The organism is Amycolatopsis minnesotensis (assembly GCF_039529815.1).
In the GTDB taxonomy this organism is placed as follows: Bacteria; Actinomycetota; Actinomycetes; order Mycobacteriales; family Pseudonocardiaceae; genus Amycolatopsis; species Amycolatopsis minnesotensis.
Genome location: NZ_BAAANN010000007.1, coordinates 197,105 through 220,092, shown reverse-complemented (window position 1 = coordinate 220,092; position 22,988 = coordinate 197,105). Strand labels below are relative to the sequence as shown.

The 22,988-nt window shown below is 70.6% G+C and carries 20 protein-coding genes; 14 read left to right on the top strand and 6 right to left on the bottom strand.

From position 1 onward, the window contains the following. Positions 1–82: 82 nt before the first annotated feature. Genes ABD256_RS11350 through ABD256_RS11340 form a run of 3 tightly spaced genes read left to right on the top strand, consistent with a single transcriptional unit; the run spans position 83 to position 2,876 of the window. Positions 83–1,012: an NAD-dependent epimerase/dehydratase family protein gene (locus tag ABD256_RS11350; RefSeq protein ID WP_344416518.1), complete on the top strand. Its 930-nt coding sequence runs from the start codon at positions 83–85 to the stop codon at positions 1,010–1,012. A gap of 35 nt (positions 1,013–1,047) precedes the next feature. Continuing rightward, entirely contained in the window at positions 1,048–2,247 is a 1,200-nt protein-coding gene (locus tag ABD256_RS11345) for a glycosyltransferase family 4 protein (RefSeq protein ID WP_344416515.1), read from the top strand. After that, positions 2,247–2,876, top strand: a complete 630-nt coding sequence (locus ABD256_RS11340) for an acyltransferase (protein WP_344416512.1) — start codon at positions 2,247–2,249, stop codon at positions 2,874–2,876. Before ABD256_RS11345 ends, ABD256_RS11340 begins: the two co-directional genes overlap by 1 nt. A gap of 79 nt (positions 2,877–2,955) precedes the next feature. On the opposite strand, the gene ABD256_RS11335 is transcribed toward ABD256_RS11340, so the two are convergent. From ABD256_RS11335 to ABD256_RS11325, 3 genes are all read right to left on the bottom strand, one after another. Further along, the gene (locus ABD256_RS11335; RefSeq protein WP_344416510.1) at positions 2,956–3,117 is read right to left on the bottom strand and encodes a hypothetical protein; all 162 of its coding nucleotides are present in this window, start codon (positions 3,115–3,117) and stop codon (positions 2,956–2,958) included. Between the two features lie 132 nt (positions 3,118–3,249). Beyond that, positions 3,250–4,212 (bottom strand): Gfo/Idh/MocA family protein, encoded by a 963-nt coding sequence (locus tag ABD256_RS11330; RefSeq protein ID WP_344416508.1) that lies wholly within the window; start codon positions 4,210–4,212, stop codon positions 3,250–3,252. Then, a complete protein-coding gene (locus tag ABD256_RS11325; RefSeq protein WP_344416506.1) occupies positions 4,209–5,315 on the bottom strand; it encodes a DegT/DnrJ/EryC1/StrS family aminotransferase in 1,107 nt (368 codons plus the stop codon). The genes ABD256_RS11330 and ABD256_RS11325 overlap by 4 nt, the downstream gene beginning before the upstream one ends. A 164-nt stretch (positions 5,316–5,479) precedes the next feature. Between ABD256_RS11325 and ABD256_RS11320 the strand changes: the two genes are divergently transcribed. Genes ABD256_RS11320 through ABD256_RS11290 form a run of 7 tightly spaced genes read left to right on the top strand, consistent with a single transcriptional unit; the run spans position 5,480 to position 12,053 of the window. Beyond that, the gene (locus ABD256_RS11320; protein WP_344416503.1) at positions 5,480–6,211 is read left to right on the top strand and encodes an acyl-ACP--UDP-N-acetylglucosamine O-acyltransferase family protein; all 732 of its coding nucleotides are present in this window, start codon (positions 5,480–5,482) and stop codon (positions 6,209–6,211) included. Between the two features lie 33 nt (positions 6,212–6,244). Further along, the gene (locus ABD256_RS11315) at positions 6,245–6,490 is read left to right on the top strand and encodes an acyl carrier protein (protein WP_344416501.1); all 246 of its coding nucleotides are present in this window, start codon (positions 6,245–6,247) and stop codon (positions 6,488–6,490) included. Further along, positions 6,483–7,259: an SDR family NAD(P)-dependent oxidoreductase gene (locus ABD256_RS11310; protein WP_344416499.1), complete on the top strand. Its 777-nt coding sequence runs from the start codon at positions 6,483–6,485 to the stop codon at positions 7,257–7,259. Before ABD256_RS11315 ends, ABD256_RS11310 begins: the two co-directional genes overlap by 8 nt. Beyond that, positions 7,259–8,659, top strand: coding sequence for an AMP-binding protein (locus tag ABD256_RS11305; RefSeq protein ID WP_344416497.1), 1,401 nt, complete (start codon positions 7,259–7,261; stop codon positions 8,657–8,659). The genes ABD256_RS11310 and ABD256_RS11305 overlap by 1 nt, the downstream gene beginning before the upstream one ends. Next, positions 8,656–9,717, top strand: a complete 1,062-nt coding sequence (locus tag ABD256_RS11300; protein WP_344416495.1) for a LuxE/PaaK family acyltransferase — start codon at positions 8,656–8,658, stop codon at positions 9,715–9,717. Before ABD256_RS11305 ends, ABD256_RS11300 begins: the two co-directional genes overlap by 4 nt. Beyond that, entirely contained in the window at positions 9,714–11,000 is a 1,287-nt protein-coding gene (locus ABD256_RS11295; protein ID WP_344416493.1) for an acyl-CoA reductase, read from the top strand. Before ABD256_RS11300 ends, ABD256_RS11295 begins: the two co-directional genes overlap by 4 nt. A 48-nt stretch (positions 11,001–11,048) precedes the next feature. Further along, a complete protein-coding gene (locus ABD256_RS11290) occupies positions 11,049–12,053 on the top strand; it encodes a lysylphosphatidylglycerol synthase transmembrane domain-containing protein (RefSeq protein ID WP_344416490.1) in 1,005 nt (334 codons plus the stop codon). 220 nt (positions 12,054–12,273) lie between these two features. On the opposite strand, the gene ABD256_RS11285 is transcribed toward ABD256_RS11290, so the two are convergent. Further along, positions 12,274–14,220, bottom strand: a complete 1,947-nt coding sequence (locus tag ABD256_RS11285) for a DUF6541 family protein (protein ID WP_344416488.1) — start codon at positions 14,218–14,220, stop codon at positions 12,274–12,276. A gap of 184 nt (positions 14,221–14,404) precedes the next feature. Here ABD256_RS11285 and ABD256_RS11280 point away from each other — a divergent pair, with 184 nt between their 5' ends. The 3 genes from ABD256_RS11280 (at position 14,405) to ABD256_RS11270 (ending at position 18,993) form a co-directional block, all read left to right on the top strand. Further along, positions 14,405–16,498: a DUF6541 family protein gene (locus tag ABD256_RS11280; protein WP_344416486.1), complete on the top strand. Its 2,094-nt coding sequence runs from the start codon at positions 14,405–14,407 to the stop codon at positions 16,496–16,498. A gap of 74 nt (positions 16,499–16,572) precedes the next feature. Continuing rightward, the gene (locus tag ABD256_RS11275; RefSeq protein ID WP_344416484.1) at positions 16,573–18,225 is read left to right on the top strand and encodes a hypothetical protein; all 1,653 of its coding nucleotides are present in this window, start codon (positions 16,573–16,575) and stop codon (positions 18,223–18,225) included. A gap of 51 nt (positions 18,226–18,276) precedes the next feature. Continuing rightward, positions 18,277–18,993, top strand: coding sequence for a lysophospholipid acyltransferase family protein (locus tag ABD256_RS11270; protein WP_344416482.1), 717 nt, complete (start codon positions 18,277–18,279; stop codon positions 18,991–18,993). Between the two features lie 145 nt (positions 18,994–19,138). On the opposite strand, the gene ABD256_RS11265 is transcribed toward ABD256_RS11270, so the two are convergent. Further along, positions 19,139–19,954, bottom strand: coding sequence for an HAD family hydrolase (locus tag ABD256_RS11265; protein WP_344416480.1), 816 nt, complete (start codon positions 19,952–19,954; stop codon positions 19,139–19,141). A gap of 65 nt (positions 19,955–20,019) precedes the next feature. On the opposite strand from ABD256_RS11265, the gene ABD256_RS11260 reads away from it, so the two are divergent. Beyond that, positions 20,020–20,907: an LLM class flavin-dependent oxidoreductase gene (locus tag ABD256_RS11260; protein ID WP_344416478.1), complete on the top strand. Its 888-nt coding sequence runs from the start codon at positions 20,020–20,022 to the stop codon at positions 20,905–20,907. Between the two features lie 50 nt (positions 20,908–20,957). On the opposite strand, the gene ABD256_RS11255 is transcribed toward ABD256_RS11260, so the two are convergent. After that, positions 20,958–22,934 (bottom strand): DUF6541 family protein, encoded by a 1,977-nt coding sequence (locus ABD256_RS11255; protein ID WP_344416476.1) that lies wholly within the window; start codon positions 22,932–22,934, stop codon positions 20,958–20,960. Positions 22,935–22,988: the final 54 nt, after the last annotated feature.

Below are 22,988 nucleotides of genomic sequence, written 5' to 3'. Positions count from 1 at the left end.
ACGATCCAGCACGGCGCACGAACCAGCACAGCGCACGATTCAGCACAGCGTCCGATCCAGCACTGAGGAGACAGCGCAAACCATGTCCGACAAGAAGGTCTTCTTCACCGGCGGCGCGGGCTTCATCGCCTCGCACACCATCCCCATCCTGCTCGAGCGCGGCTACTCCGTCCGCATCTTCGACAACATGGGCCGCGGCGACCGTGACCTGGTCAACGAGTGGATCAAGACCGGCAAGGTCGAGCTGGTCGAGAAGGACGTGCGCTACGGCGGCGCGGTCCGCGAGGCCATCCGCGGCTGCACCCACGCGATCCACTTCGCGACGGTGTCGATCAACAAGTCGATCGCGGACCCGCACGAGTCCATCGACATCAACATGACCGGCAACCACAACGTCTTCGCCGCCGCCGCGGACGAGGGCGTCGAGCGGCTCGTGTTCGCCTCCACCGCCTCGGTGTACGGCGACCCGAAGCGCCTGCCGATGCACGAGGACGACGAGCTGCGCCCGCTCACCCCGTACTGCATCTCCAAGCGCGCCGGGGAGGACCTGCTGGGCTTCTACGAGCGCCAGAAGGGCCTGTCCTGGAACGCGCTGCGCTTCTTCAACGTGTACGGGCCCGGCCAGAAGATCGAGGCCTACTACACCTCGGTGATCAACCACTTCATCCAGCGCCTCCGCGCGGGCCAGGCGCCGGTCATCGACGGCAAGGGCGAGCAGTCGATGGACTTCATCCACGTCACCGACCTCGCGAAGTCGGTCGTCGCGGCGCTCGAGTCGGAGCAGGCGAACCTGCCGATCAACATCGGCACCGGGGTGGACACCTCGATCGCCGCGCTGGCGAAGATCCTGATCCAGGCGGTCGGCGTGGACGTCGAGCCGCAGTTCAACCCGCGTGACGTGCTGGTGTCCCGTCGCGCGGCCGACATCACCCGTGCCAGGGAGGTCCTCGGCTGGGAGCCGGAGATCACCGTCGAGCAGGGCATGACCGACCTGGTCAAGGCGTCTGCCTGATGGCTCAGGCGGCGGGGCCGGCAGAGGGGCGCAACATGCGGATCGTGGTCGTGAACAACTTCTTCCCACCGCGGGTGGGCGGAAGTGCGCACATGTCGGCCTCGCTCGCCGAGCAGTACGCGGCGGACGGGCACGAGGTACTGGCCGTCACGGCGGCCTACGGGGACGCCCCGGCCGAGGAGGAGAAGCACGGGTACCGCGTGGTGCGGCTGCCCGCGATGAAGATGCCGCAGATCGGCCTGTCGATCGACTTCGACATGACGTTCTCGTCGGTGCGCCCGGGCAACTGGCGCAAGCTGCGCAAGCTCCTCGACGAGTTCAAGCCGGACGCGGTCCACCTGCACGGGCAGTTCTTCGACCTGTCCTGGATGGCGGGCCTCTACGCGCGCCGCCGCGGCATCCCCGTCGTGCTGACCATCCACACCCTGCTGATCAGCGAGAAGAAGCTGTACGGCGCGGTGTTCCGGTTCCTCGACGCGTGCCTGGTGCGGCCGATCCTCGGCATCATCAAGCCGCGGTACGTCATCCTCGACAAGCTCGGCGTCGACTACTGCGTCCAGCGGTACAAGACGAGCGACGCGAACTCGGACTACTACCCGATCGCCGTCGACACCGAGCACTTCGAGAAGCCGCTGACGAAGGACGTGCGCGCCGAGAACGAGATCGGCGACGCGCCGCTCATCGTCTCGCTCGGGCACGTCATCCCGCTGCGCAACCGGCTGCCGCTGGTGGAAGCGATGCCGGGGATCCTGGAAAAGCACCCGGACACGAAGGTCGTGGTCGTCGGCCGCGTCTACCACGACGCGTTCCTCAAGCGCGCCGAAGAACTCGGCGTGCGGGACGCGTTCATCGTGAAGGGCGCGGTGCCGAAGGACGACGTGCCCGCCTACTTCGACGCCGCGGACATCGTCACCCACGACCTCAACGGCGGCTGCGGCACCGCGTCGCTCGAAGCCATGCTGTCCGGCACGGCGACCATCGCCTCGGCCGCGCTGGACAACTACCCCGGTATCGAACTGCGCAACGGCGAGAACATCCTGTTCGTGCCGCCGGACGACCCGGCGGCGGTCCGCGAGACCGTCGTCGAGCTGCTGGACGACCCGGTGAAGCGCGAGGCGATCGCCAAGCGCCAGAGCGCCATGGTCCGCGACAACTTCGGCCTCGACGTCGTCGCGGGCGAGCACCTGCGCACCTTCGAGAAGCTGGTCGCCGAAAAGGCGGGGAAAGACGGCTGATGTTCTTCGACGACGAGCGCAGCAACCGCCTGCGCCCGCAGATCCTGACCGAACTGGTCGGGGAGTACATGAACGACGCCGAGCGGGCCAAGCTGTACGGCCTGCCGGAGACCACCCGGATCCGCCAGCGCGCGAAGATCGTCAGCCCGGACAACCTCAAGATCGGCGAGCACTGCTGGATCGGCGAGGGCGCGGTGCTCGACGCGAGCGGCGGGCTGGAGATCGGCGAGCACACCAGCATCGGGCTGAACACGCTGGTGTTCACGCATTCGAGCTGGCTGGCGAACATGACGCTGCAGAACCACTCCGGCAGCGACCTCATCGAGCGCAAGCCGGTGCGGATCGGCAAGGGCTGCTTCATCGGCGGGCTCGTGGTGATCATGGCGGGCGTGACGATCGGCGACTTCGCGACCGTCCAGCCGAACTCGGTGGTGGCGAAGGACGTCCCGGCGCGCTCGCTGGTCGCGGGCAACCCGGCGCGGGTGTTCCAGCGCTACGACGAGGAGTACATCGCCTCGGAGGTGGAGCGCGTGCGCACGGAGAACGAGCGCAGGCGCGCGCTGGCGGAGGAACGCGGCGACGCGCCTTCGTGGGGCGCTCCCGCGGGCGAGTTCACGCCGGAATCCTGAGCTTCGAGACCGCTTGATCGCCCTTCAGGGCATGCGCGGTGTCCCGCCGATACGACCCGGGAAGCTCGTTCCGAAAGCCTCAGGAAGAGGAGGAGCGGCGGCGGCGCAGGGTGAGCGTGAGCGCCGACAGGCCGGTCGTGGCGGCGATGGCGAGGAACGTGATGAGCGCCCAGGTCGGCAGGTCCATACCATCCGACGTACGAGCCGCCGCGGCTTCGATGTAGGCGTGTGTGAGCTGCATCGTCGCTGCCCCCCGGTCCCGGCTGGTTGCGAAGCCTAGATCATGGCGTGGCAGGCCGGATCCGCCAAGCCCTCTTTCGTCGGTTACCGACCGGTTTCACGCAGGTCCGGTCGGTAACCGACAGGTAACGGTTCAGGCCTTGGTGGTGGCCTGCTCGAGCACGTCGGAGACCACGCGGTGCGACGGGATGATCGAGTCGCGCTCCTCCGCGGCGTCGATCTTGCCTTCGAGCAGGTCGACGAACCGGTCGAGCTGGGTGGCGAGCGGCTCGCGGGCGGAGACCAGCTCCGGGATCTCGATGACGGTCTGCTGGCGGTAGCCGAGACCGTCCGGCGAAGCCGAGTCGTGTGACACGTGCCGGTAGATGGTCACGTCGCGGCGCAGCAGGTCGATCTCGATCAGCCGGTCCAGCTCGGAGACCACGAGCGAACGGACCTTCCGCTGCCCGAGCCGGGACGCCGAGACGGTGGCCAGCCCGCTCGGGAACGACAGCACCGTCTCGATGGTGTCCTCCGCGCCCTCGACCGACGAGGGGTGGAAGTAGCCCGCGCCCGAGGTGACCCTGGACGGGGTGGTGCCGCCGAAGAACTGGATCGCGATGTCCACGTCGTGCACCAGCAGGTCCCACGCGACCCCGGTCTTGATCCGCGGCGCGTACGGGCCGTGCCGCCGCGCCATCAGGTGCACCGGCTCGTTGACCAGCGCGCGGGCCGTCATCACGGCCGGGTTGTAGCGCTCCAGCAGCCCGCACATGAGCGGGATGTCCTTCTTCGCCGCGAGCCCGACGACCTCCTCGGAGGCTTCGAGCGTGTTGCACACCGGCTTTTCCACCAGCAGCGGCTTGTCCTGGCCGAGCACCTCGAGCGCGAGCCGGTGGTGCACCTCGGTCGCCGACGCCAGCACCACGGCGTCCACATCGGACAGATCGCCGATCTCGGGCGACCATTGGGTGTCGAAGCGGTCCGCGACGGCGCGGCCCGCTTCCTCGCGCGGGTCGATGACCCTGGTCAGCGAAACCCGGTCGTTCTGGGAGAGCACCCTGGCGTGCAGCGAGCCCATGGACCCGGTGCCGACGAGTGCGATGCGGTGCGTCATGCGCCAAGAACCTCACGAACGGTCGCGATGATGGTGTCCACCTGGGACTCGGTCAGTTTCGCGTGCACGGGCAGCGAAAGCGCTTGCGCCGCAACCGAAGAAGCCACCGGGAAGTCCTGAGTGGACGCTTCGGGGATGAGCGGGTGGCCGCGGTAGCACTCGTAGTCGAAGACGATCTTCGGGTAGTAGATGCCGTTGCCGACGCCCCGCTCGGTGAGCGCGGCGGCGAGCTCGTCGCGCGAGAGCATCGCGTGCGGGCCGACCAGCACGGTGTACTGGTGCCACACGTGCTCGCGGCCGGGCAGCACGGCGGGCAGGGTGAGCCCCGGCGTCCCCGCGAGGCCGTCGGACAGCCGCTTCGCGTTGGCCTGCCTGGCCGCGGTGAGCGCGTCCAGCTTCTCCAGCTGCGGGATGCCGACCGCGGCGTGCAGATCGGTCATCCGGTAGTTGTGGCCCGCCACCTCGTACTGGTAGCGGGCGCGCATGCCCTGGTTGCGCAGCACGCGCAGCCGGTCGGCGAGCTGGTCGTCGTCGGTGGTGATGACGCCGCCCTCGGCGGTGGTGATGTTCTTGGTCGCGTACAGCGAGAAGCAGCCGACGCCGAAGGACCCGGCGCGCCTGCCGTCGAAGGAGGCGCCGACGGCCTGCGCCGCGTCCTCCACCAGGTGCAGGCCGCGCTCGGCGGCCAGCGGGGCGAACTTGCCCATGTCCGCGGTCTGGCCGTAGAGGTGCACGGGCATCAGCACCTTGGTCCTCGGCCCGATCGCGGCGGTGACCTGGTCGGGGTCGACCGCGAAGTCCTCGCGGGCGATATCGGCGAAGCGCACTGTCGCGCCCGCTTCGAGGATCGCGTTCAGCGTCGCGACGAAGGTGAACGGGGAGGTGATCACCTCATCGCCCGGTTGGAGGTCCAGCACCTGGAGCGCGGCGACCAGCGCGGTGGTGCCGCTGTTCACCGCCACCGCGTGCTTGGTGCCGGATACGGCGGCGAACGCGTCTTCGAAGCGCTTGACCATCGGGCCCTGCGCGATGGCGCCGGATCGCAGCACCTCGACCACAAGGGACTCCGCGTCGCGGACATCGACCACGGTAATGGGAATCATTCAGCAGTCTTTCCCTAGTCGGCAGGCAGTTTTCACGTGTCGGGTACAGTGGGCTCCCGGTTCGTACGGCCAGCCCGCCCCAAACGCGGGCCACACGTTACCGGGCGTACGCGCCCACCCATGAAACCAGGTTGTAACTTGAGCGCCTACGAACGGATCACCTAGTGCCCAATCGCATCCATCCGACGGCCGTCATCGGCGACGGCGTCGAGCTCGGCGACGACAACGTCATCGGCCCGTACACGGTGATCGTGGGGCCCGCCGTTCTCGGCGACGGCAACTGGATCGGCCCCCACGTGACGATCGGCACCCCGGGGGAGGACCGTACCGGCCCGCACCCCGTCGCGTGGGAGGACGCGCCGACCGGCGACCCCGAGGCCGACGGCCACGGCGTCCGGATCGGGCACCGCAACCGGATCCGCGAGTACGTCAGCGTCCAGCAGGGCACCTGGCGCGCCTCCTCGCTCGGCAACGACAGCTACGTGCTGCGCGGCAGCCACATCGGGCACGACGTGGTGGTCGACGACCAGGTCACGCTCGCCTGCAACGTGCTGCTCGGCGGCCACACGCACGTCTGGTCGGCGGCGAACCTCGGCATGGGGACCGTGGTGCACCAGGGCGGCCGGATCGGGCCGGGCGCGATGGTCGGCATGGGCTCCGCGGTGCGCCGGGAAGTGGGCGCCTTCACGATCAGCGTCGGCAACCCGGCCAGGGTCACCGGCGTCAACGTGGTGGGCCTTTCGCGCCGAGGGCTGGACGAGGCCGCCATCGAAGCGCTGGCACCCTGGCTGAAGGGCAAGGGCGAGCTGCCGGGCGACGGCCTGGTCGACCGCCTGCCGAGCGACCTCTCTACCTTGGTGAAGGCGTGGGACGGGCGCCCGCGCGACGAGCGCTGACTGGCGCTGACGATCGAAGAGCAAAGGACTGACATGGCCGAAATCGCTGGCAAGCTGCGCGAGGTGTTCGTCGAGGCGCTCGACCTCGACGGGGACACCGACGTCGAGAACCTGAAGTACCGCGACATCGAGGCGTGGGACTCCGTCGGCCACATGGCGCTCGTCGCCGCCATCGAGGACGAGTTCGATGTGCAGTTCGACACCGACCAGGTGATCGACATGAGCAGCTTCAAGGTCGCGGTGGACATGGTGAAGGACCTGCAGGCCGCCAATGACTGACGACGCGCGTACCTCGGCGGAGTCAGCGACAAGCGGAGATCTCAGCGGGAAGGTCGCGCTCGTCACCGGCGGCACCCGCGGGATCGGGCTGGCCACGGTCCGCGCGCTCGCCGAGGCGGGCGCCACGGTGGTGCTCACCGGCCGGGACGAGGCCAAGGCCAAGGAAGCCGCCGCGTCGGTCCAGACCGGCAGCGTGTCCGGGCAGGCACTCGACGTCACCGACGCGAAGGCCGTCTCCACGCTGGTGCGCGGCGTCGCGAAGGAGCACGGGCAGCTCGACATCGTGGTCGCCAACGCGGGCATCCTGGAGGACGCCCTGCTCGGCATGATCCGCGAGGACCTGGTCGAGAGGATGATGGCGACCAACGTTGGCGGCACGATCCACACCGTGCAGGCCGCGGCGCGCGCGATGATGCGCAAGAAGACCGGCGCCATCGTGGTGCTGGCCTCGATCGTCGGCGAGCACGGAAGCGCGGGCCAGACCGCCTACGCGGCCTCGAAGGCCGCGGTGGGCAATGTCGCGCGGTCGGCGTCGAAGGAGCTGGGCCGGTACGGCATCCGCGTCAACGGCGTCGCCCCCGGCGTGATCGAGACGGCGATGACCGAGCACCTCGGCGAGGAGATCATCGCCGACCGGATCGAGGACACCTCGCTGCGGCGGCTCGGCAAGCCGGAAGAGGTCGCGAAGGCGATCCGGTTCCTGGTCAGCGACGAGGCGTCGTTCGTGACCGGGCAGATCCTTGGTGTCGACGGAGGGCTCGTTCTGTAATGACTTCGCTGGTGGGTGCCGGGGCGCGGCTCGTCGACGTCGCGTCGGGGCGGACGCTGTCCGGTGACGAGCTGGCCGCCGAAGTGGCCGCGGCGGGGGAGAAGCTCGCCGCGCTGCCCGCGGGCGTGCTGTTCGCGCGGACCGCGATCGACCTGGACAGCGTGCTGCGCTACCTCGGCGCGTTCGAGTCCCGTCGCGCGGTCGCGCTGATCGACCCGGCACTCGACGCGGACGTCCTGTCCGGCCTGGTGGAGCGCTTCCGCCCGGCCGCCGTGCTCTCGGCCCCCGAGGGCGACGCGCCCGCCGGCTACCGCGCCGAGGACGGGCACTGGCTGCGCGATTCGGCCGAGGGCGTGACCCCGCACCCCGAGCTGGCGGTGCTGCTGCCCACCAGCGGGTCGACCGGCAACCCGAAGCTCGTGCGGCTTTCGCGCAAGGCGATCTTCTCGAACGCCGACGCGATCGCCACGGTGCTCGGCATCGACGCCGACGAGGTCGCGCCCACCTGCCTCCCGCTGCACTACAGCTACGGGCTCTCGGTGCTCAACTCGCACCTCGTGCGCGGCGCGACCGTCGTGATCGAGTCGTCCGGGGTGCTCGGCCGCGGCTTCTGGGACGCCGTCGACGAGCACAAGGTCACCTCGCTCGCGGGTGTCCCGTATCACTACGAGATGTTGCGGCGGCTCAAGTTCGACCCGGCGAAGTACCCGAGCCTGCGCACGATCACGCAGGCGGGCGGCAAGCTGCGCACCGACCTGGTCACCGAGTTCAACGACAAGATGGTGGCCGCGGGCGGGAAGATGTTCGTGATGTACGGGCAGACCGAGGCGGCGCCGCGGATGGCGACCGTGCCCGCCGGCGACCTGGCCGGCAAGCTCGGTTCGGCCGGTCCCGCGCTGCCGGGCGGCGAGTTCAGGATCCGCCGTGACGACGGCGAGGAGACCACGCACCCCAAGATCGTCGGCGAGGTCGTCTACCGAGGGCCCAACGTGATGATGGGCTACACGGAGAACGAGGCCGAGCTGGCCAACGGCGACGACATGGGCGGCGTGCTCGCCACCGGTGACCTCGGCTACCTCGACGAGGACGGCTTCCTGTTCATCACCGGCAGGCTCAAGCGGATCGGCAAGGTCTTCGGCAACCGGGTCAGCCTGGATGATCTCGAGCAGGCCGTGCGTTCGGCACAGGTGGGCATCGACGTCGTCGCGGCCGTTCCCGGCGGGGACAAGGTCGTGCTGTTCGCCGAAGGCGTCGAAAAGGACGTCTGCAAGGCGGCTTCACGAGCGCTGTCGGAACGGCTGCACCTGCACACCAGCGGTTTCGACGTCCGGCCCATCGACACCGTGCCGCTGCTGGCCAGCGGCAAGATCGACTACCGCACCCTGGAAGGCCGGGTATGAGCGAGACCGTTTTCAGCCTGTCGCAGCCCGAGCGGGAGAAGACCCTCCTGCCGGAGCTGGCCGAGCTGACCGCGCACCACCGCGCGAACTCCGAGGGCTACGACCGGATCCTGTCGTCGCTGGGCATCCCGCGCGATGTGCGCTTCGACACGATCGCGGACCTGCCGTGGCTGCCGGTGCGCATGTTCAAGACGCACGACCTCAGGAGCGTGCCGTCGGACGAGGTGTTCAAGACGCTGACCTCGTCGGGCACCACCGGCGCCGGCGCGTCGCGGATCTACCTCGACAAGGCCGCCGCGGCGGCGCAGACCAAGCAGCTCGGCGCGACCCTGCAGACCGTGCTCGGCGGCGAGCGGCTGCCGATGCTGATGGTCGACACGGTCGGCATCATCAAGAACCGGCGTTCGTTCTCCGCGCGCGGCGCCGGGGTGCTCGGCATGGCGAACTTCGGCCGCAAGCACGTCTACGTGCTCGACGAGAACGACAAGCCGGACGTCGAGGCGGTCAAGGGGTTCCTCGCGAAGCACGGCGACCAGCCGTTCCTGATCTTCGGGTTCACCTTCATGGTGTGGCAGTACCTCTACGAGGTCGCGCGGGACAACGGGCTGGACCTGTCGAACGGGATCCTGATCCACTCGGGCGGCTGGAAGAAGCTGATCGACCGCGCCGTGGACAACACCGAGTTCCGCCGCCGGTTCAAAGAGGACACCGGGCTGCACCAGATCTACAACTACTACGGGATGATCGAGCAGATCGGCACCGTGTTCCTGGAGGGCCCGTCCGGGAACTCCCTGTACTGCCCCGATTTCGCCGACGTGGTGATCCGCGACCCGCAGACCTGGGAAGAGCAGCCGGTCGGCAAGCCGGGCGTGATCGAGGTCGTCAGCACGCTGCCGCGGTCCTACCCCGGCCACGTGCTGCTCACCGAGGATCTCGGCGTCTACAACGGGATCGACGACGGTGACTGGCCTGGCAAGCACTTCTCGGTGCTGGGCAGGCTGCCGAAGGCGGAGGCCCGCGGCTGCTCCGACACGTTCTCCGGAGGGCAGGCGGCATGAGTGAGCTTGCGAACGAATCATCCCGCGCCGGTCTGACCCAGCGCTTCCCGCTCGGCGACAGGATCGAGGTCGACGCGCTCGTCGACCAGCTCCGCACCGAGCCGGACGGCGGCAGGCTGACCGTCGGCGACCCGCGCGTCGTGGAGTTCCTGACGAAGTTCGCCCGCAAGCTGCTCGCGCCCGCCACCGCGCGCCGGTTCCCCGAACTGGCCTCGCTGGGTTTCTTCCTGCGCAAGGGAGAAATCGCGAAGGCACTGTCCAGTGTGGAATCACAGGGTGACGCGATGCGCTTTCCGCGCGGGCTCGTCTTCCACGTGCCACCGGCCAATGTGGACACCATTTTCGTCTATTCGTGGGCGCTTTCCGCGTTGGCGGGAAACCACAACGTGGTGCGGGTCTCCTCGCGCAGCGCGGGTGCCGCGGAGACCGTGATCGAGGCGCTCAACGCCGCTCTGTCCGATGTGGACGAAGCGACCGCGAGGGCGATCACGGCCACCCAGCGGATGGTCACCTACGACCGCAGCGACGCGATCAGCGGCGCGCTGTCGAAGGCGGCGGACCTGCGCGTCATCTGGGGCGGCGACACCTCGGTGAACGCGTTGCGCCAGTACCCGCTGGCCCCGCACGCGCGCGACCTGACCTTCCCGGACCGCTCGTCGTTCGCGATCGCGTCGGTCAAGGGCTGGCAGGAGGCGTCCGAGGCGGAGCGCAAGGCCGCCGCCGAGGGCTTCTACAACGACTCGTACTGGTTCGACCAGGCCGCCTGCTCCTCGCCGCGCGCCGTGTTCTGGGTCGGCGACGCCGGGGGCGCGGCCGAGGCCGGCGCGGAGTTCCGCAAGCTGCTCGCCGGGGTACTCGCGGTGAAGGAGCACGTCACCGAGCCCGCGATGGCCGTGCAGAAGCGCGTGTCGGCCTACGGTGCCGCCGTCGACGGGCTGATCACGAAGATCTCGTTCGACGGGGCGGGCGCCGATGTCAACGGTGTCGCCACGCTGGAGCTGGCCGATTCGGCGACCATGCCGCGCGAGTGGCTCGGGGCGGGCACGTTCGCCCACGGGAGTGTGCGTACCCTGGACGAGATCGTGCCCATTGTGGTGCGCAAAGACCAGACGGTCAGCCAATTCGGTTTCACCCGCGAGGAACTGGTTGACTTCGCAAGCAAAATGGCGGGGCGGGGCGTTGACCGAATTGTTCCGTTCGGGTCGGCGTTGACCTTCTCCGCGATCTGGGACGGCTACGACCTCCTCGGCGAGTTCAGCCGCCTGGTGACCGTGCACACATGATTACCGCCTACAGTGCCCCGTGTGGCCCTTGAGGAGACACGACAGCAGATGACCACCGTCGAGTCGGAGGTGGGCGAGTCCTCGGACCCGGCCGAACCCGACCAGGCCAAGGCCAAGAAGCCGCCGAAGTCCACCAAGGCCAGGCTGATCGATGTCGCCAGGATCGTCGCGATCCTGCTGGCCGTCGGCTTCCTCGCGAAGCAGCTCGTGGACAACTGGGCCGAGTTCTGGCGCACGCTGGGCGATCTCGCCTGGCAGTCGACCACGCTGTCCATGGTGGCGCTGGTCGTCAGCATCGCGGTGTCCACCAGGGGCTGGCAGGCCATGGTGGACGACCTCGGCAAGCCCATCGGCTACTTCCGCAGCGCGCAGATCTGCCTGGTCGGCTCGCTCGGCAAGTACGTGCCGGGCGGTCAGGTGTGGGCGGCGCTGCTGCAGATGGAGCTGGGCAAGAAGGCGGGCCTGGCCAGGGCGCGCATCTTCACCGCGTCGCTCATCCAGCTCGGCGTCGGCATCGTGGCCGCGCTGGTGCTCTCGCTGTTCGCGATGCCGTCGGTGTTCGCGAACAGCCCGAACGCCGCGTGGCTGATGGTCGGCATCCCGATCGGCCTCGTCGCGCTGCACCCGAAGGTGCTGACCTGGGGCACCTCGCTGGTGCTGAAGCTCCTGCGCAGGCCGCCGCTCGACCACCGGCTGAGCCTCAAGACGATCGGGAACGTCTTCGGCGCCAACCTGGGCGCGTGGGCGCTGCAGGGCGTGCACCTGTGGCTGCTGGCGAACTCGATCGGCGCGCCCGGTTTCGGCGGTTTCGTCCAGTGCATCGGCGCGATGGCGATCGCGATGACCGCGGGCACGTTCGCGTTCCTGCTGCCCGGCGGCGTCGGCGTCCGCGAGGCCGTGCTGGTGGCGGTGCTCACCGCGACCGGCATCACCGCGGGCCAGGCGCTCACCGTGGCGCTCGTGTCGCGGGTGATGTTCATCGTGGCCGACGTGATCACCACCGGTGCCGCCGCGCTCTCGGTGAAGTTCCTGAAGGCGCCCGCCGCCGAATAGCTCCTCCTCGAAAAGGCCCGCCCGGACACCCCGAGCGGGCCTTTTCGCTGTTGTCCACACCCGGCCCGCCCCTGTGGACAACTCGGCTTCCCGGCCCTTCCCAACCCCGGATGCCGGTAAGCTGGGCTGGGGACGCCCCCCGGGATCGGGTGGGGGATGGACTTGGGTGAGTCGGTGCCTGGCTGGTGCGGGAAGGCGCTGGTCGGGGGCTGTTTCGGGGTCAGCGGTCCAGCCGGTAGAGCACGGAGACCTCGTTCCGGTACACCTCGTGCAGGAACGGCAGCCGGTCCAGCCCGGTCAGCCCGGCCGGCCGCGGCGCGCGGTCGGGGTAGCCGCCGGAGCCGAGGATCACCCAGCGCACGTTCAGCCGCCGCACGGCCTCCCTGACCTCCGGGTCGGTCGCGTACTGGTTGAACCTCGCGGCCAGCAGGCGCGCGTCGGGCGGCTGCACCGCGCGGTCGAAGTGCCCGGCGACGGTGCGCACCCCGCTGAGCGCGTAGATCCACACCGAGCCGTCGGCGCGGTCGTTCATCGCCCAGTCACCCGGTTTCGCGAGCTTGCCCAGCTCCACCATCGCGGCCGCTTCGGCGCGGCTCACCGGCAGGTCCCGCGCGGGCCGCGTGGTGTTCGTCGCGAAACCCGGCATCACCACCCCGGCGTTGGTGCCGGTGTACAGCACGCCGGTCCCCGCGACGAACGCCGCGAACACCACCAGCGCCGCCGGAACCGCGCTGCGCGACCCGGTCAGCGGGCGGATCACCCGCAGGCCGTCGCGCACGAGCCGCTGCACCTCCGCGAGCCCGTGCGCCGCGAGCAGGCACAGCGGCACGGTCGCCATCGCGATGAACCGGTACGGGTCGTCCCACCACGGCCGCGACAGCGCCATCACCAGCGGCGCGTTCGTCGACATCACGGCCACCGCGAACACGCCGATCAGCACCGCCGTGCCCGCCACCCAGCGCAGCCGCCCCAGCCGCACCGCGAACACGCAGCCGATCAGCAGCGCCGCGCTCAGCAGGAACTGCGGCTTCGCCTCGAAGTGCTGGAACGTCAGCAGCGAGCCGACCGCGGTGTTCCACGGCACGGTCGCGGGCCAGCCGAGGTACGGCACGTCACCGGTCGCCAGCCCCAGTGCGCCGAACAGCTGCAGCCACGCCACGAGCACGCACACCACCGCGATCGGCAGCAGCGCCAGCAGTTCACGGCCGATCTCGCGGAGCCGCCGTCCCAGCCAGTGCTGCGCGAACAGCGGCAGTCCGAACAGGACACCGGCGAACAAGGTCGACGAATGAATCGTGAGCAGACCCACCGCGGCGCCGGTCAGCACGAACCCGGTGTCCAGCGCGGGACGGACGAGATAGCGGTGCAACGCGACGGCGCCGAGCGGGGTCAGCGCCAGCCCGAGCAGGAACGGCAGCAGCGGCCCGTGGTCGAGCGACTCGTAGCACAGGGTCACCGGTGCGACGCACACCAGCGCGGCGGCGCCCGCGAGGACCGCGCGTCCGCGGAAGTACCGGACGAGCACCACCATCGACACCGCGAGCAACCCGGGCAGCAGCATCGCGTGGGTGTCCAAAATGGCCGGGATGTCCGCGCCGCTGAGGCGGTACGCGATCGAGCCGACCAGGTGGTACGCGTTGGGGTAGAACAGGCCCTCACCCGGCGCGTACCAGTTCGTCGAACTGGTGCCGGTGAGCCCGCCGTCACCGGTGTCGGCGATGTAGCGGATCCCGTTCCCGTGGTAGACGCCGTCGAAGCCCTGCGGGATCGAGTTGATCGTGCCGAGCCCGTGGAACACCGTGTACGCGCCGACGGCCGCGCCCACCAGCAGGCACACCACCACCCCGGCGTGGCCCCAACCGCCCCAGAGCGGCTCATCGCGCGGCGGAACGTCCTTTCTGGACGCGAACCGCCTCGCCCCGTACGCGATGCCCGTCACGACGACGACAGCGACCAAAAAGGACACCACCGTGAACGGGACGCCGATGGCGGCGTACCACGGGCCCGCGATCCCGGCGATCCCGTAGCCGAGCAAGGGGGCGAAACCCGCCAGCACCCACCCGCGCAGCCCGGCGGCGAACCCGGCCGCCAGCCCCGGCGCGAACAGCACCGCGAGGTAGACGACCATGGTGAAGACCTGCGCGGCGAGACCGGGAGAAGTGGGCAAGGGGATGCCTATCTGGAACGGGCGGGACGGGGGGTGCGCGACCGTGACAGCGCCCCGATGATCCCGACGCGAAGCCGGGTATCGGCCGTGCGCGGACGGCGCGGCCGAATCTACCCCTGATCGGGTTACAACCGGGTTTCAGATAGCCTCGCCCGGGGAAAATCCGCTGGTCCGTAGGAGTCCGATGACCGCCTCTGGTGTTGTGTACCCGCTCGTCGGGCTCCTGGTGCTCGTCGTGCCCGGTCTCGCGCTGCAACTCGCGGCCGGGGTGCGCGACAAGCTCTGGCTCGCCGCGCTGACCGTGCCGGCCAGCATCGGCGTGTACGTCGTCGCCGGTGTCGTGTCCGGGATACCCGGGATCGCGTTCACCGTCGTCGAGGTCCTGATCGTGACGGCGGTGCTCGTCGCCATCGTGTTCGGCGCCGCCGTGCTGGTGCGCCGCCGCACCGGGCCGGTCGGCGCCACCGCCGCGGCCGAGCCGCCGTCCTGGCTGCCCGTGCTGCCGGGACGGCTCGTGCTCGCCGCCCAGGTCGTCGGCGCCCTGCTGTGCCTGCTCGCGGTCGCGCTGGCGTTCCAGCCGTGGCGCTCCGGGCTCGGCGGCTGGGACACCTTCCCGCAGGAACACGACACGATCATCCACACGGTGCTGGTCGGGTACATCTCGCACACCGGCAACGGCGCGCCGTGGGAACTGCTGCCGCTCGACATGCTCACCGGCCAGCCGGTGTCGTTCTACCCCTCCGGACTCCCGCTGACCGCCGCCCTGTCCGGCGAGCTGGCGGGCGGCCCCGTCGTCGGCTTCAACGTCATCAACGCGCTGTGCGCGGGCCCGGCGTTCGTGCTGGGCAGCGCGGCGCTCGTGGCCGCGGTGCTGCGCCGCCTCAACGCGGGCCGCGACTGGACCGCGCTCGCCGGCGGCGTCGCCGCGATCGTCGCGGCCGGTCTCTACCGGCCCGGCGTGAACCTGCTGCACGACGGCGGCATCGCGCCCAACGCGGTCGCGATGAGCCTCACCCCCGGCCTGATCGCCGCGGTCATCACCATCGGCCGCGGCCAGTGGCTGCGCGCCGTGCTGCTCGGGCTCGGCGTGGCCGGCGTGTTCGCCGTGCACCCCAGCATGGTCGCCAGCGTCGGCGGCAGCCTCGTGGTCTTCTGGATCGTCGAGGCGTTCACCCGCAGCGGGCGCGCCGCCTGGAAGGGCCAGCTGCCGATGCTCGCGGTCGGCGCGGTGATCGCGGCCGTCGCGGCGGCCGGCCAGCTCATCGGCTCGGTCGGCCAGGCCACCCGCACCGGAAGCTGGCAGCCCGACATCGGCCCCGCGCCCTTCGGTGACGCGGTCGGCACCAACCTCGTGCTCAGCTACGGCGGCTACTTCGACCCGAAGCAGGGCTACGCGCAGCTCGCCGCCGGGCTGCTCGCGCTGCTCGGCGTCGCCGCGGTCCTGATGACGCGGCGCGCGTGGGGCGCGCTCGCGATGTGGCTGTTCTGGCTGTTCGTCAGCGTCGACTTCAAGGTCAGCCCCACCAGCGGCGTCGGCTCGCTGATCGGGTCCGCGTTCTACAAGTCCTACGTGCGGATCCAGGCGCACGTGTCGCTGTTCGTGCCGCTGCTGGCCGCGCTCGGCGTCGTGTTCCTCGCGATCGGCGCGGCGAAGCTCGCCGCCAAGTGGGAGCGCCTCCCGGCCTTCGCGAGCGCGCTGCGCAAGCCCGCAATGCCCGCGGCCGTGCTCGCCGGGCTGATCCTCGTGGGCTACCTGCTCGGGGCCTCGCGCCAGTACGAGCACATGAACGCCAAGATCGTCGCGCAGCGCTACGCCGCCCCGGAGTTCGTCCGCGTCAACGACGACGACCGCAAGGCGGCCGACTGGCTCAAGGCGCACGTCAAACCGGGCGAGCGCGTGATGAACAGCGCCAACGACGGCTCCACCTACTCCTACGTCGCCGACGACGTGCCGGTGGTGAACGTGGTGACGCTCGGCGCGATCCAGGCGCCCTACACCTACGAGCTGCTCAAGTCGTTCCGCGACTACCCGAGCGACCCGAAGATCCGGCAGATCCTGCTGTCGCTCAACGTCGCCTACGTCTACACCGACTCGGAGGCGCCGACGATGGGCGCCGGGCCGGGCGCGCCGAACAACTGGCTCGGCAAGCCGACCTTCACGCTCGCACCCGGCCTGCAGCACCTCGACGGCCTGCCCGGCCTGTCCGAGGTGTTCACCGCGGGCACCGTGAAGATCTACCGCCTCGACCGCACCGCGCTGGAGAGCACCACGCCGTAGGTACCCTGCCCGGATTCACGTGCATCCGCCGGTGATACTGGGGGCGGCATTCCGTTTCCGGTGAGGGGGCTCAGGTGGTCGCGGTCCTGGTCGCCGGCTGGTTCGTGCTCGCCGCGCTCGTGGTGGCGGCGTGGCCGAAGATCAACGCCGACAAGGCGTGGCGGACCGGCGCGCTGACCCTCACGCTCGCGTTTTCGCTGCTGCACCAGCTGCTCTTCCGCGCCGTCGCGGCCGACGCCTACGTGACGTTCCGGTACGCGCTGCACATCTCCGACGGCCGGGGCGCGGTGTTCAACACCGGTGAACGGGTCGAGGGCTACGGCAACTTCCTGTGGATGGTGCTCCTCTCGCTGCTCAAGACGGTGTTCGGCGCGGACATCGTGACGGCGGCTTCGGTGCTCGGCGTGCTGTGCACGCTCGCCGCCGTGATCGTCGCCTTCGTGCTGGTGAACCGGATCGTCGCGGCGGCGGGGCGGGAGGAGCCCGCACTCGGCGTCGCCGCGGCCGTGCTCACCGCGGGCGCGGGCGGGCTCGCCGCGCACGGCACCTCGGGCACCGAAACCGGGTTGTTCGTGCTGCTGGTGCTCTCGGTCGCGCTGGCGCTCGCGTGCCGCCGCCCGGTGGTCGGCGGCGTGCTCGTGGCGATGGCGGTGATGACGCGGCCGGACGGCATCGTGTTCGCACTGGTCGCGGTCGGCTGGCTGCTGGTCTCCGCGGCGAGGGGCCGGTCGAGCTGGTGGGCGCCGGGCGCGTTCGCGCTCGGCGCGCTGGTGCTGGTGGTGCCGTGGACGGCGTGGCGCGTGACCTACTACGGGCATCTCGTGCCCGATTCGGTCGCGGTGCGCCTCGGCCTGCCCGTCGGCGACCAGTTCGCCGCGGGCTGGCACTACCTGTCCGGGTTTTCCTTGGTGCACCAGGGTTTCCTGCTGCTCGCGCTGGGTGCCGTCGCGGCGCTCGCCGGGCGGCGGGACGCGAAGACGACGGCCGCGGCGCGTTCGCTGGTGTGGCTCGTGCTCTCGGTCGCGATCGGGTTCGTCGTGGCCGCGGTCGCGATGGGCGGCGAGGCGGTCCCGGCCTGGCGGCTGCTGGCTCCGGTGCCGCCGCTGCTCGCGGTCGCCGCCGCGGCCGCTTGCGGGCTCCTCGCGAAGGACGGCGACGAGACGCCGCGCCGGACGCTTTCGTCGCGCCGCGTGGTGCCCGCCGTCGCGCTCGGCCTGTGCGGCGTGTCGCTGGTGGTGTCGGTGGAGAGCGGCGAACTGCTGCCCCGGATCGACGCGGGCCGCGCGCGGACCGCCGAGCTCGCCGAACTGGGCTCGTGGCTCGGCGAGCGCATGCCGCCGGGATCGGTGATCGCCGCCTACGGGGGCGGCCCGCTGGCGTACTGGGCGGGCACCGGCGTGGTGGTGATCGACGAGCTCGGCCGCACCGACGACCACATCGCGCGCACCGGTACCGCGGTGACCACCGCGGACGGGCCGCTCAAGGTCGACCACGAGTACGTGGTGAACCTGCGCAGCCCGGTGCTCGCGGTGCCTGCCGAGGGGTTCACCGCGCGCCAGCGCTGCGCGATGGACCCGGTCTACGCGGGCCGCTACCAGGTGGCCACCTTCAAGCGCACCGGCACCGGCCAGTGGGTCGCGCTGTACCCGAGGAGCGAGCTGGCGGCGCGGTTCATCGCGGACCTCGACGCCGACCCGCGATTCGACTACCTGCCGTGCCCCGGGTGACCCTCGGCGCGATTCAGCCGCACCCAACCTACGGTCCCGTAGCCTTGCCGCATGGCTGATCTCGTTTACCCGCCCGTCATCTGGACGGCGAAGCTCATGTTCCGCGTACTGGACAACCGGCTGCGGGTGGCGGGAACCGAGCACATTCCGGCCACCGGTGGCGCGGTGATCGCCTGCAACCACGTCAGCTACCTGGACTTCGTCTTCTGCGGCCTCGGCGCGAACCCGTCGAAGCGGCTCGTGCGGTTCATGGCGAAGCAGGAGATCTTCGAGAACCGGATCGCGGGCCCGCTGATGCGCGGCATGCACCACATCCCGGTGGACCGGAAGGCGGGCCTCGCGTCGTACGAGGAGGCCGTCGAGCGGCTGAAGGCGGGCGAGGTCGTCGGCGTCTTCCCGGAGGCGACGATCAGCCAGTCGTTCACCGTGAAGGAGCTGAAGACCGGCGCCGTGCGGATGGCCGCCGAGGCGGGCGTCCCGGTGGTGCCGATGGCGCTGTGGGGCACGCAGCGCCTGTGGACGAAGGGGCGCCCGCGCACCCTGACGAAGCGGCACGTGCCGATCTCCATCCTCGCGGGCGAGCCGCTGCACCCGTCCGCCGACGACGACTGCGAGGCGGCGACGGCCGAGCTGCGCACGAGGATGGGCGCGCTGCTCGACAGGATCCAAGCCGACTACCCGGAAAAGCCGTCGTCCGACGAGGAGCGCTGGTGGCTGCCCGCGCACCTCGGCGGCACCGCCCCCACCCCCGCCGAAGCCCCGCGCTGACCCCTCCGGGTGCACGCACCGGGTGGGCCCGTGCCTGCCCTGACCCGCTCACCACGCCCCTGGAGGATGCTCCTGCGGAGGTCGAGGTGGGGGTCCGTCAGCAGCACCATGCCGCGCGCCGCGGGGCCGCCGCGGTGCTCCCGGGTCAGAACCAGCGTTCGAGGACCTGCGCGACGCCGTCTTCGCCGTTGGGCGCGGTGATTTCGTCGGCGACGTCGAGCACCGCGGGGTGCGCGTTCGCCATCGCCACCCCGTGCCCTGCCCAGCGCAGCATCTCGATGTCGTTCGGCATGTCCCCGAACGCGATGGTCTCGTCGGCGGCCACGCCGAAGCGCTCCGCGACGTCGGCGAGGCCAGTGGCCTTCGTCACACCGTGGGCGGCGACCTCGATCAGCCCGGCACCGGTGGAGAACGTCACGTCGACGGCTTCACCGAGGACCTCGCGCGCGGCGCGGGCCATCTCGTCGGAGTTCATGCCCCGCTTGCTGACGAGCAGCTTGACCGCCGGGTGGCCCAGTATCTCCGCGCGCGGGTAGGTCACGCCCTCCCCGTCACCCCACGGGTTGTGGTAGTCCGGCTCGATCACGAAGTTGCGGACGTCCGGGTCGACGGCCTTCCTGCCGACGCGTTCGGCGGCCAGCCTGCACCCGGGAAGTGCCTGGTCCAGCGCGTCGGCGAGGTCGTGCAGCAGGACGGGCTCGAGCAGGCCGTGCACGTCGGCGATTTCGTCCGCGGCGATGTCGTAGAGCACCGCCCCGTTCGCGCACACCGCGTATCCGGTGAGCCCGGCGACGTCGGCGACGGCCGGGATCCACCGCGGCGGCCTGCCGCTGGCGAGCACGAACGGCACTTCGTCGGCCAGCGCCCGCCCGATCACGGCGAGGGTGCGGCCGGTGAGCTTCTCCAGCGGGCTGAGCAGGGTGCCGTCGACGTCGGAGGCGATCAAGCGGGGTTTGTCCACGCCGTCCATTGTTCCCGAGCATGCCCGTTCTGCGGTGTGCCGGTGACGACCACTACCTTGGCGCCGTGCGCGTTGGCATAGTGATCCTTCCCGAAGACCGCTGGTGGGCCGCCGAGCCCAAATGGCGTGCGGCCGAGGAATACGGCTTCGACCACGCCTGGACCTACGACCACCTCGGCTGGAGAGACCTGGTCGACGGTCCGTGGTTCAGCGCGGTCCCGACCCTGACCGCGGCCGCGACCGTGACGAGCAGAATCCGGCTCGGCACGTTCGTCGCGTCGCCGGTGTTCCGGCACCCCGTGTCGTTCATGCGCGAGCTGATCACCCTCGACGACATCTCCGACGGCAGGCTGCTGCTCGGGATCGGCGCGGGCGTCGACTCGGCCCGCTACGACGGCCAGGTGCTCGGCGGGCCCGAGCTGAGCGCGAAGCAGCGCGCGGACCGGTTCGTCGAGTTCGTGGACGCCCTCGACGGGCTGCTCACCACGGACGGCTACGACCACCGCGGCGAGTACTACGCGGCGAAGGGGGCGCGGAACCTGCCCGGCCCGGTGCAGCGGCCGCGCATCCCGTTCATGGTGGCCGCGAACGGGCCCCGCACGATGCGGCTGGCGGCGCGCCACGGCACCGGCTGGGTGACCACCGGCGTCAAGGCCGACGATCTCGAGCAGTGGTGGAAGAACGTCGCCGAGCTGGCAGCCAAGTTCGACGAGAAGCTCGCGGAAGCGGGCCGGGACAAGGCGACCATCAACACCTGCCTCAGCCTCGACGCGGCGCCGGTGTTCTCACTGTCCAGTGTGGACGCTTTCGTGGATGCGACGGGGCGCGCGGCCGAACTCGGCTTCACCGACGTGGTGGCGCACTGGCCGCGGTCGAGCGGTCACTACGAAGGCCGTGAGGCGACGCTCGAACGCGTCGCCGACGAGATTCTCCCTGGCCTGCAAGGAGAATGACGGAAAAGAGGGCGCCTTCGCGGTGAAGGCGCCCTCTTTTCGCGTCAGCGTCAGCGGGTGATTTCGTAGATGACCGCGCCGGGGTTGCGGTAGGCGACCCGCAGGAAGCCGCGGTGGTCGAGATCGGTCAGGCCCAGCCCGCGCACCCGCACCGGCTCCCGCTCGATGGTGCCGGTGCCGAGCAGCACGTAGCCGACGTTCAGGCGCCGCACCGCGGCCCGCACCTCGGGGTTCGAGGCGTACTCGCGGAAGTGGTCGGTCAGGTACGCCGCGTCCTTCGGCGGCACCCCCGGGTCGTAGTTGCCCGCGACCGGCCGCACGCCCGCGATCGCGTACACCCACGCGGTGCCGTCGAGCCGGTCGTTCAGCACCATCTCGCCCGGCTTGGCGATCTTCCCGAGCTCCAGCATCGCGTTTATCTCGTCGCGGGTGACCGGCGGCTCGCGGTGCTCGGAGGCGGGCCCGTTGTGGTAGGCGTAGGCCACCGCGGTCGCGTTCGCCGCGGTGTAGAACCCGTTCGTCACCACGGCCAGCCCGGCGACCATCACGACCGCCGTGGTCAGCCCGAGCGTGGCGGGCAGCCGCGGCCGCAGCTTCACCCACGACAGGTTCGCGACGGCCCTCGACACCAGCCGCTGCAGCTCCGCGAGCCCGTGCCCGGCGAGCAGGATCAGCGGGATCGCGGCGAGCGCCATCAGCCGGAACCGGTCGTTCCACCACGGCCGCGAGAACGCGACGACGAACGACTGCGCGCCGAAGCACGCCACCAGCACGAAGATCCCCGACAGCAGCACCGCGGCCACCCCGATCCAGCGCATCCGGCCCAGCGTCGGGATCAGCACGATGCCGACGACCAGCAGCCCGGCGAGCCACAGCTGCGGCTGGTCGAGCACCTGGCGGAAGGTCAGCAGCTGCCCGAGCGCGGAGGGCACCGGGATCCCCGACGCCCACGGCTTGTACGGGTAGGCGCCCGAGGTGAACCCGATCGCGCCCAGCACCATCGGGGCGGCGAGCACCGCGGCCGCGAGCCCGGTCGGCAGCAGCCACAGCAGGTCGCGCCCCGCCTTGCCCTCGCGCCGCCACCAGCGCTGGATCAGCACCGGCAGCGCGAACAGGATGCCGCCGAACAGGCAGCTCGAATGCGACGCGAGCAGCCCCGCCGCGCTGATCGCCAGCACGCTCGCGGTGTCGACGCCCGGCCGCTCCAGGAACCGCTGCAGCACCAGCGCCGCCAGCGGCGTCAGCACGATGCCGAGCGCGAACGGCAGCAGCCCGCTCGACACCGATTCGTAGGCGCCGGTGGTGGCCGTCGCGGCGATCAGCGCGGTGCTGCCCGCGAGCATCGCCCGGCCGCCGAACTGCCGGACCATCGCCACCATCGACAGCGCGAAGATGCCGGCCACCGGGACCGTCACCGCGTTGAGCACCACCGGGATGCTCGCCCCGGACAGGTTGTAGACCAGCGCCGCGACCAGGTGGTAGGCGTTCGGGTAGAACAGCGCGCCGCCCGGCTCGTAGTAGTTGACCGTGCTCATCCCGAACAGGCCGCCGTCGCCGGTGTCGGCGATGTAGCGGATGCCGTTGGCGTGGAACACCGTGTCCCAGCGCTGGAAGACCGCGTTCGTGCCGCCGGTCGCCGAGAGCACCACGTAGATCGACAGCGCGGTGGCCACCACGACGCACGCGGCGACCGCGAGGTGCGCGCCCCTGGTCCACTCGACCGGCGGGCGGTCCTCGGTGGCCGACACCCAGCCGCGCGCTTCGGCGAGCTTGCGCACGCCGAAGGCGATCCCGGCGAGCACGACCGTCGACGCCGCGGCGGTGGCGACGTTGTAGGGCAGCCCTGCGGAGGACAGCCACGGCCCGGCGAGGCCGGTGGCGGTGTAGGTCAGCAGCGGGGCGAGGCCGGCGAGCGTCCAGCCGCGGAGGCCGGCGGCGAAGCCAACCAGGCCGCCCGGGACCACCAGCACGAGCAGGTAGACACCGATCGTGCTGCTGTAGGTCCAGAACTCATCTGGTGTTGGCACGGCTTCCTACGGGTCGGTTGGCGGGTTAATGTCATGGGCGGTGCAGTGCGCCCG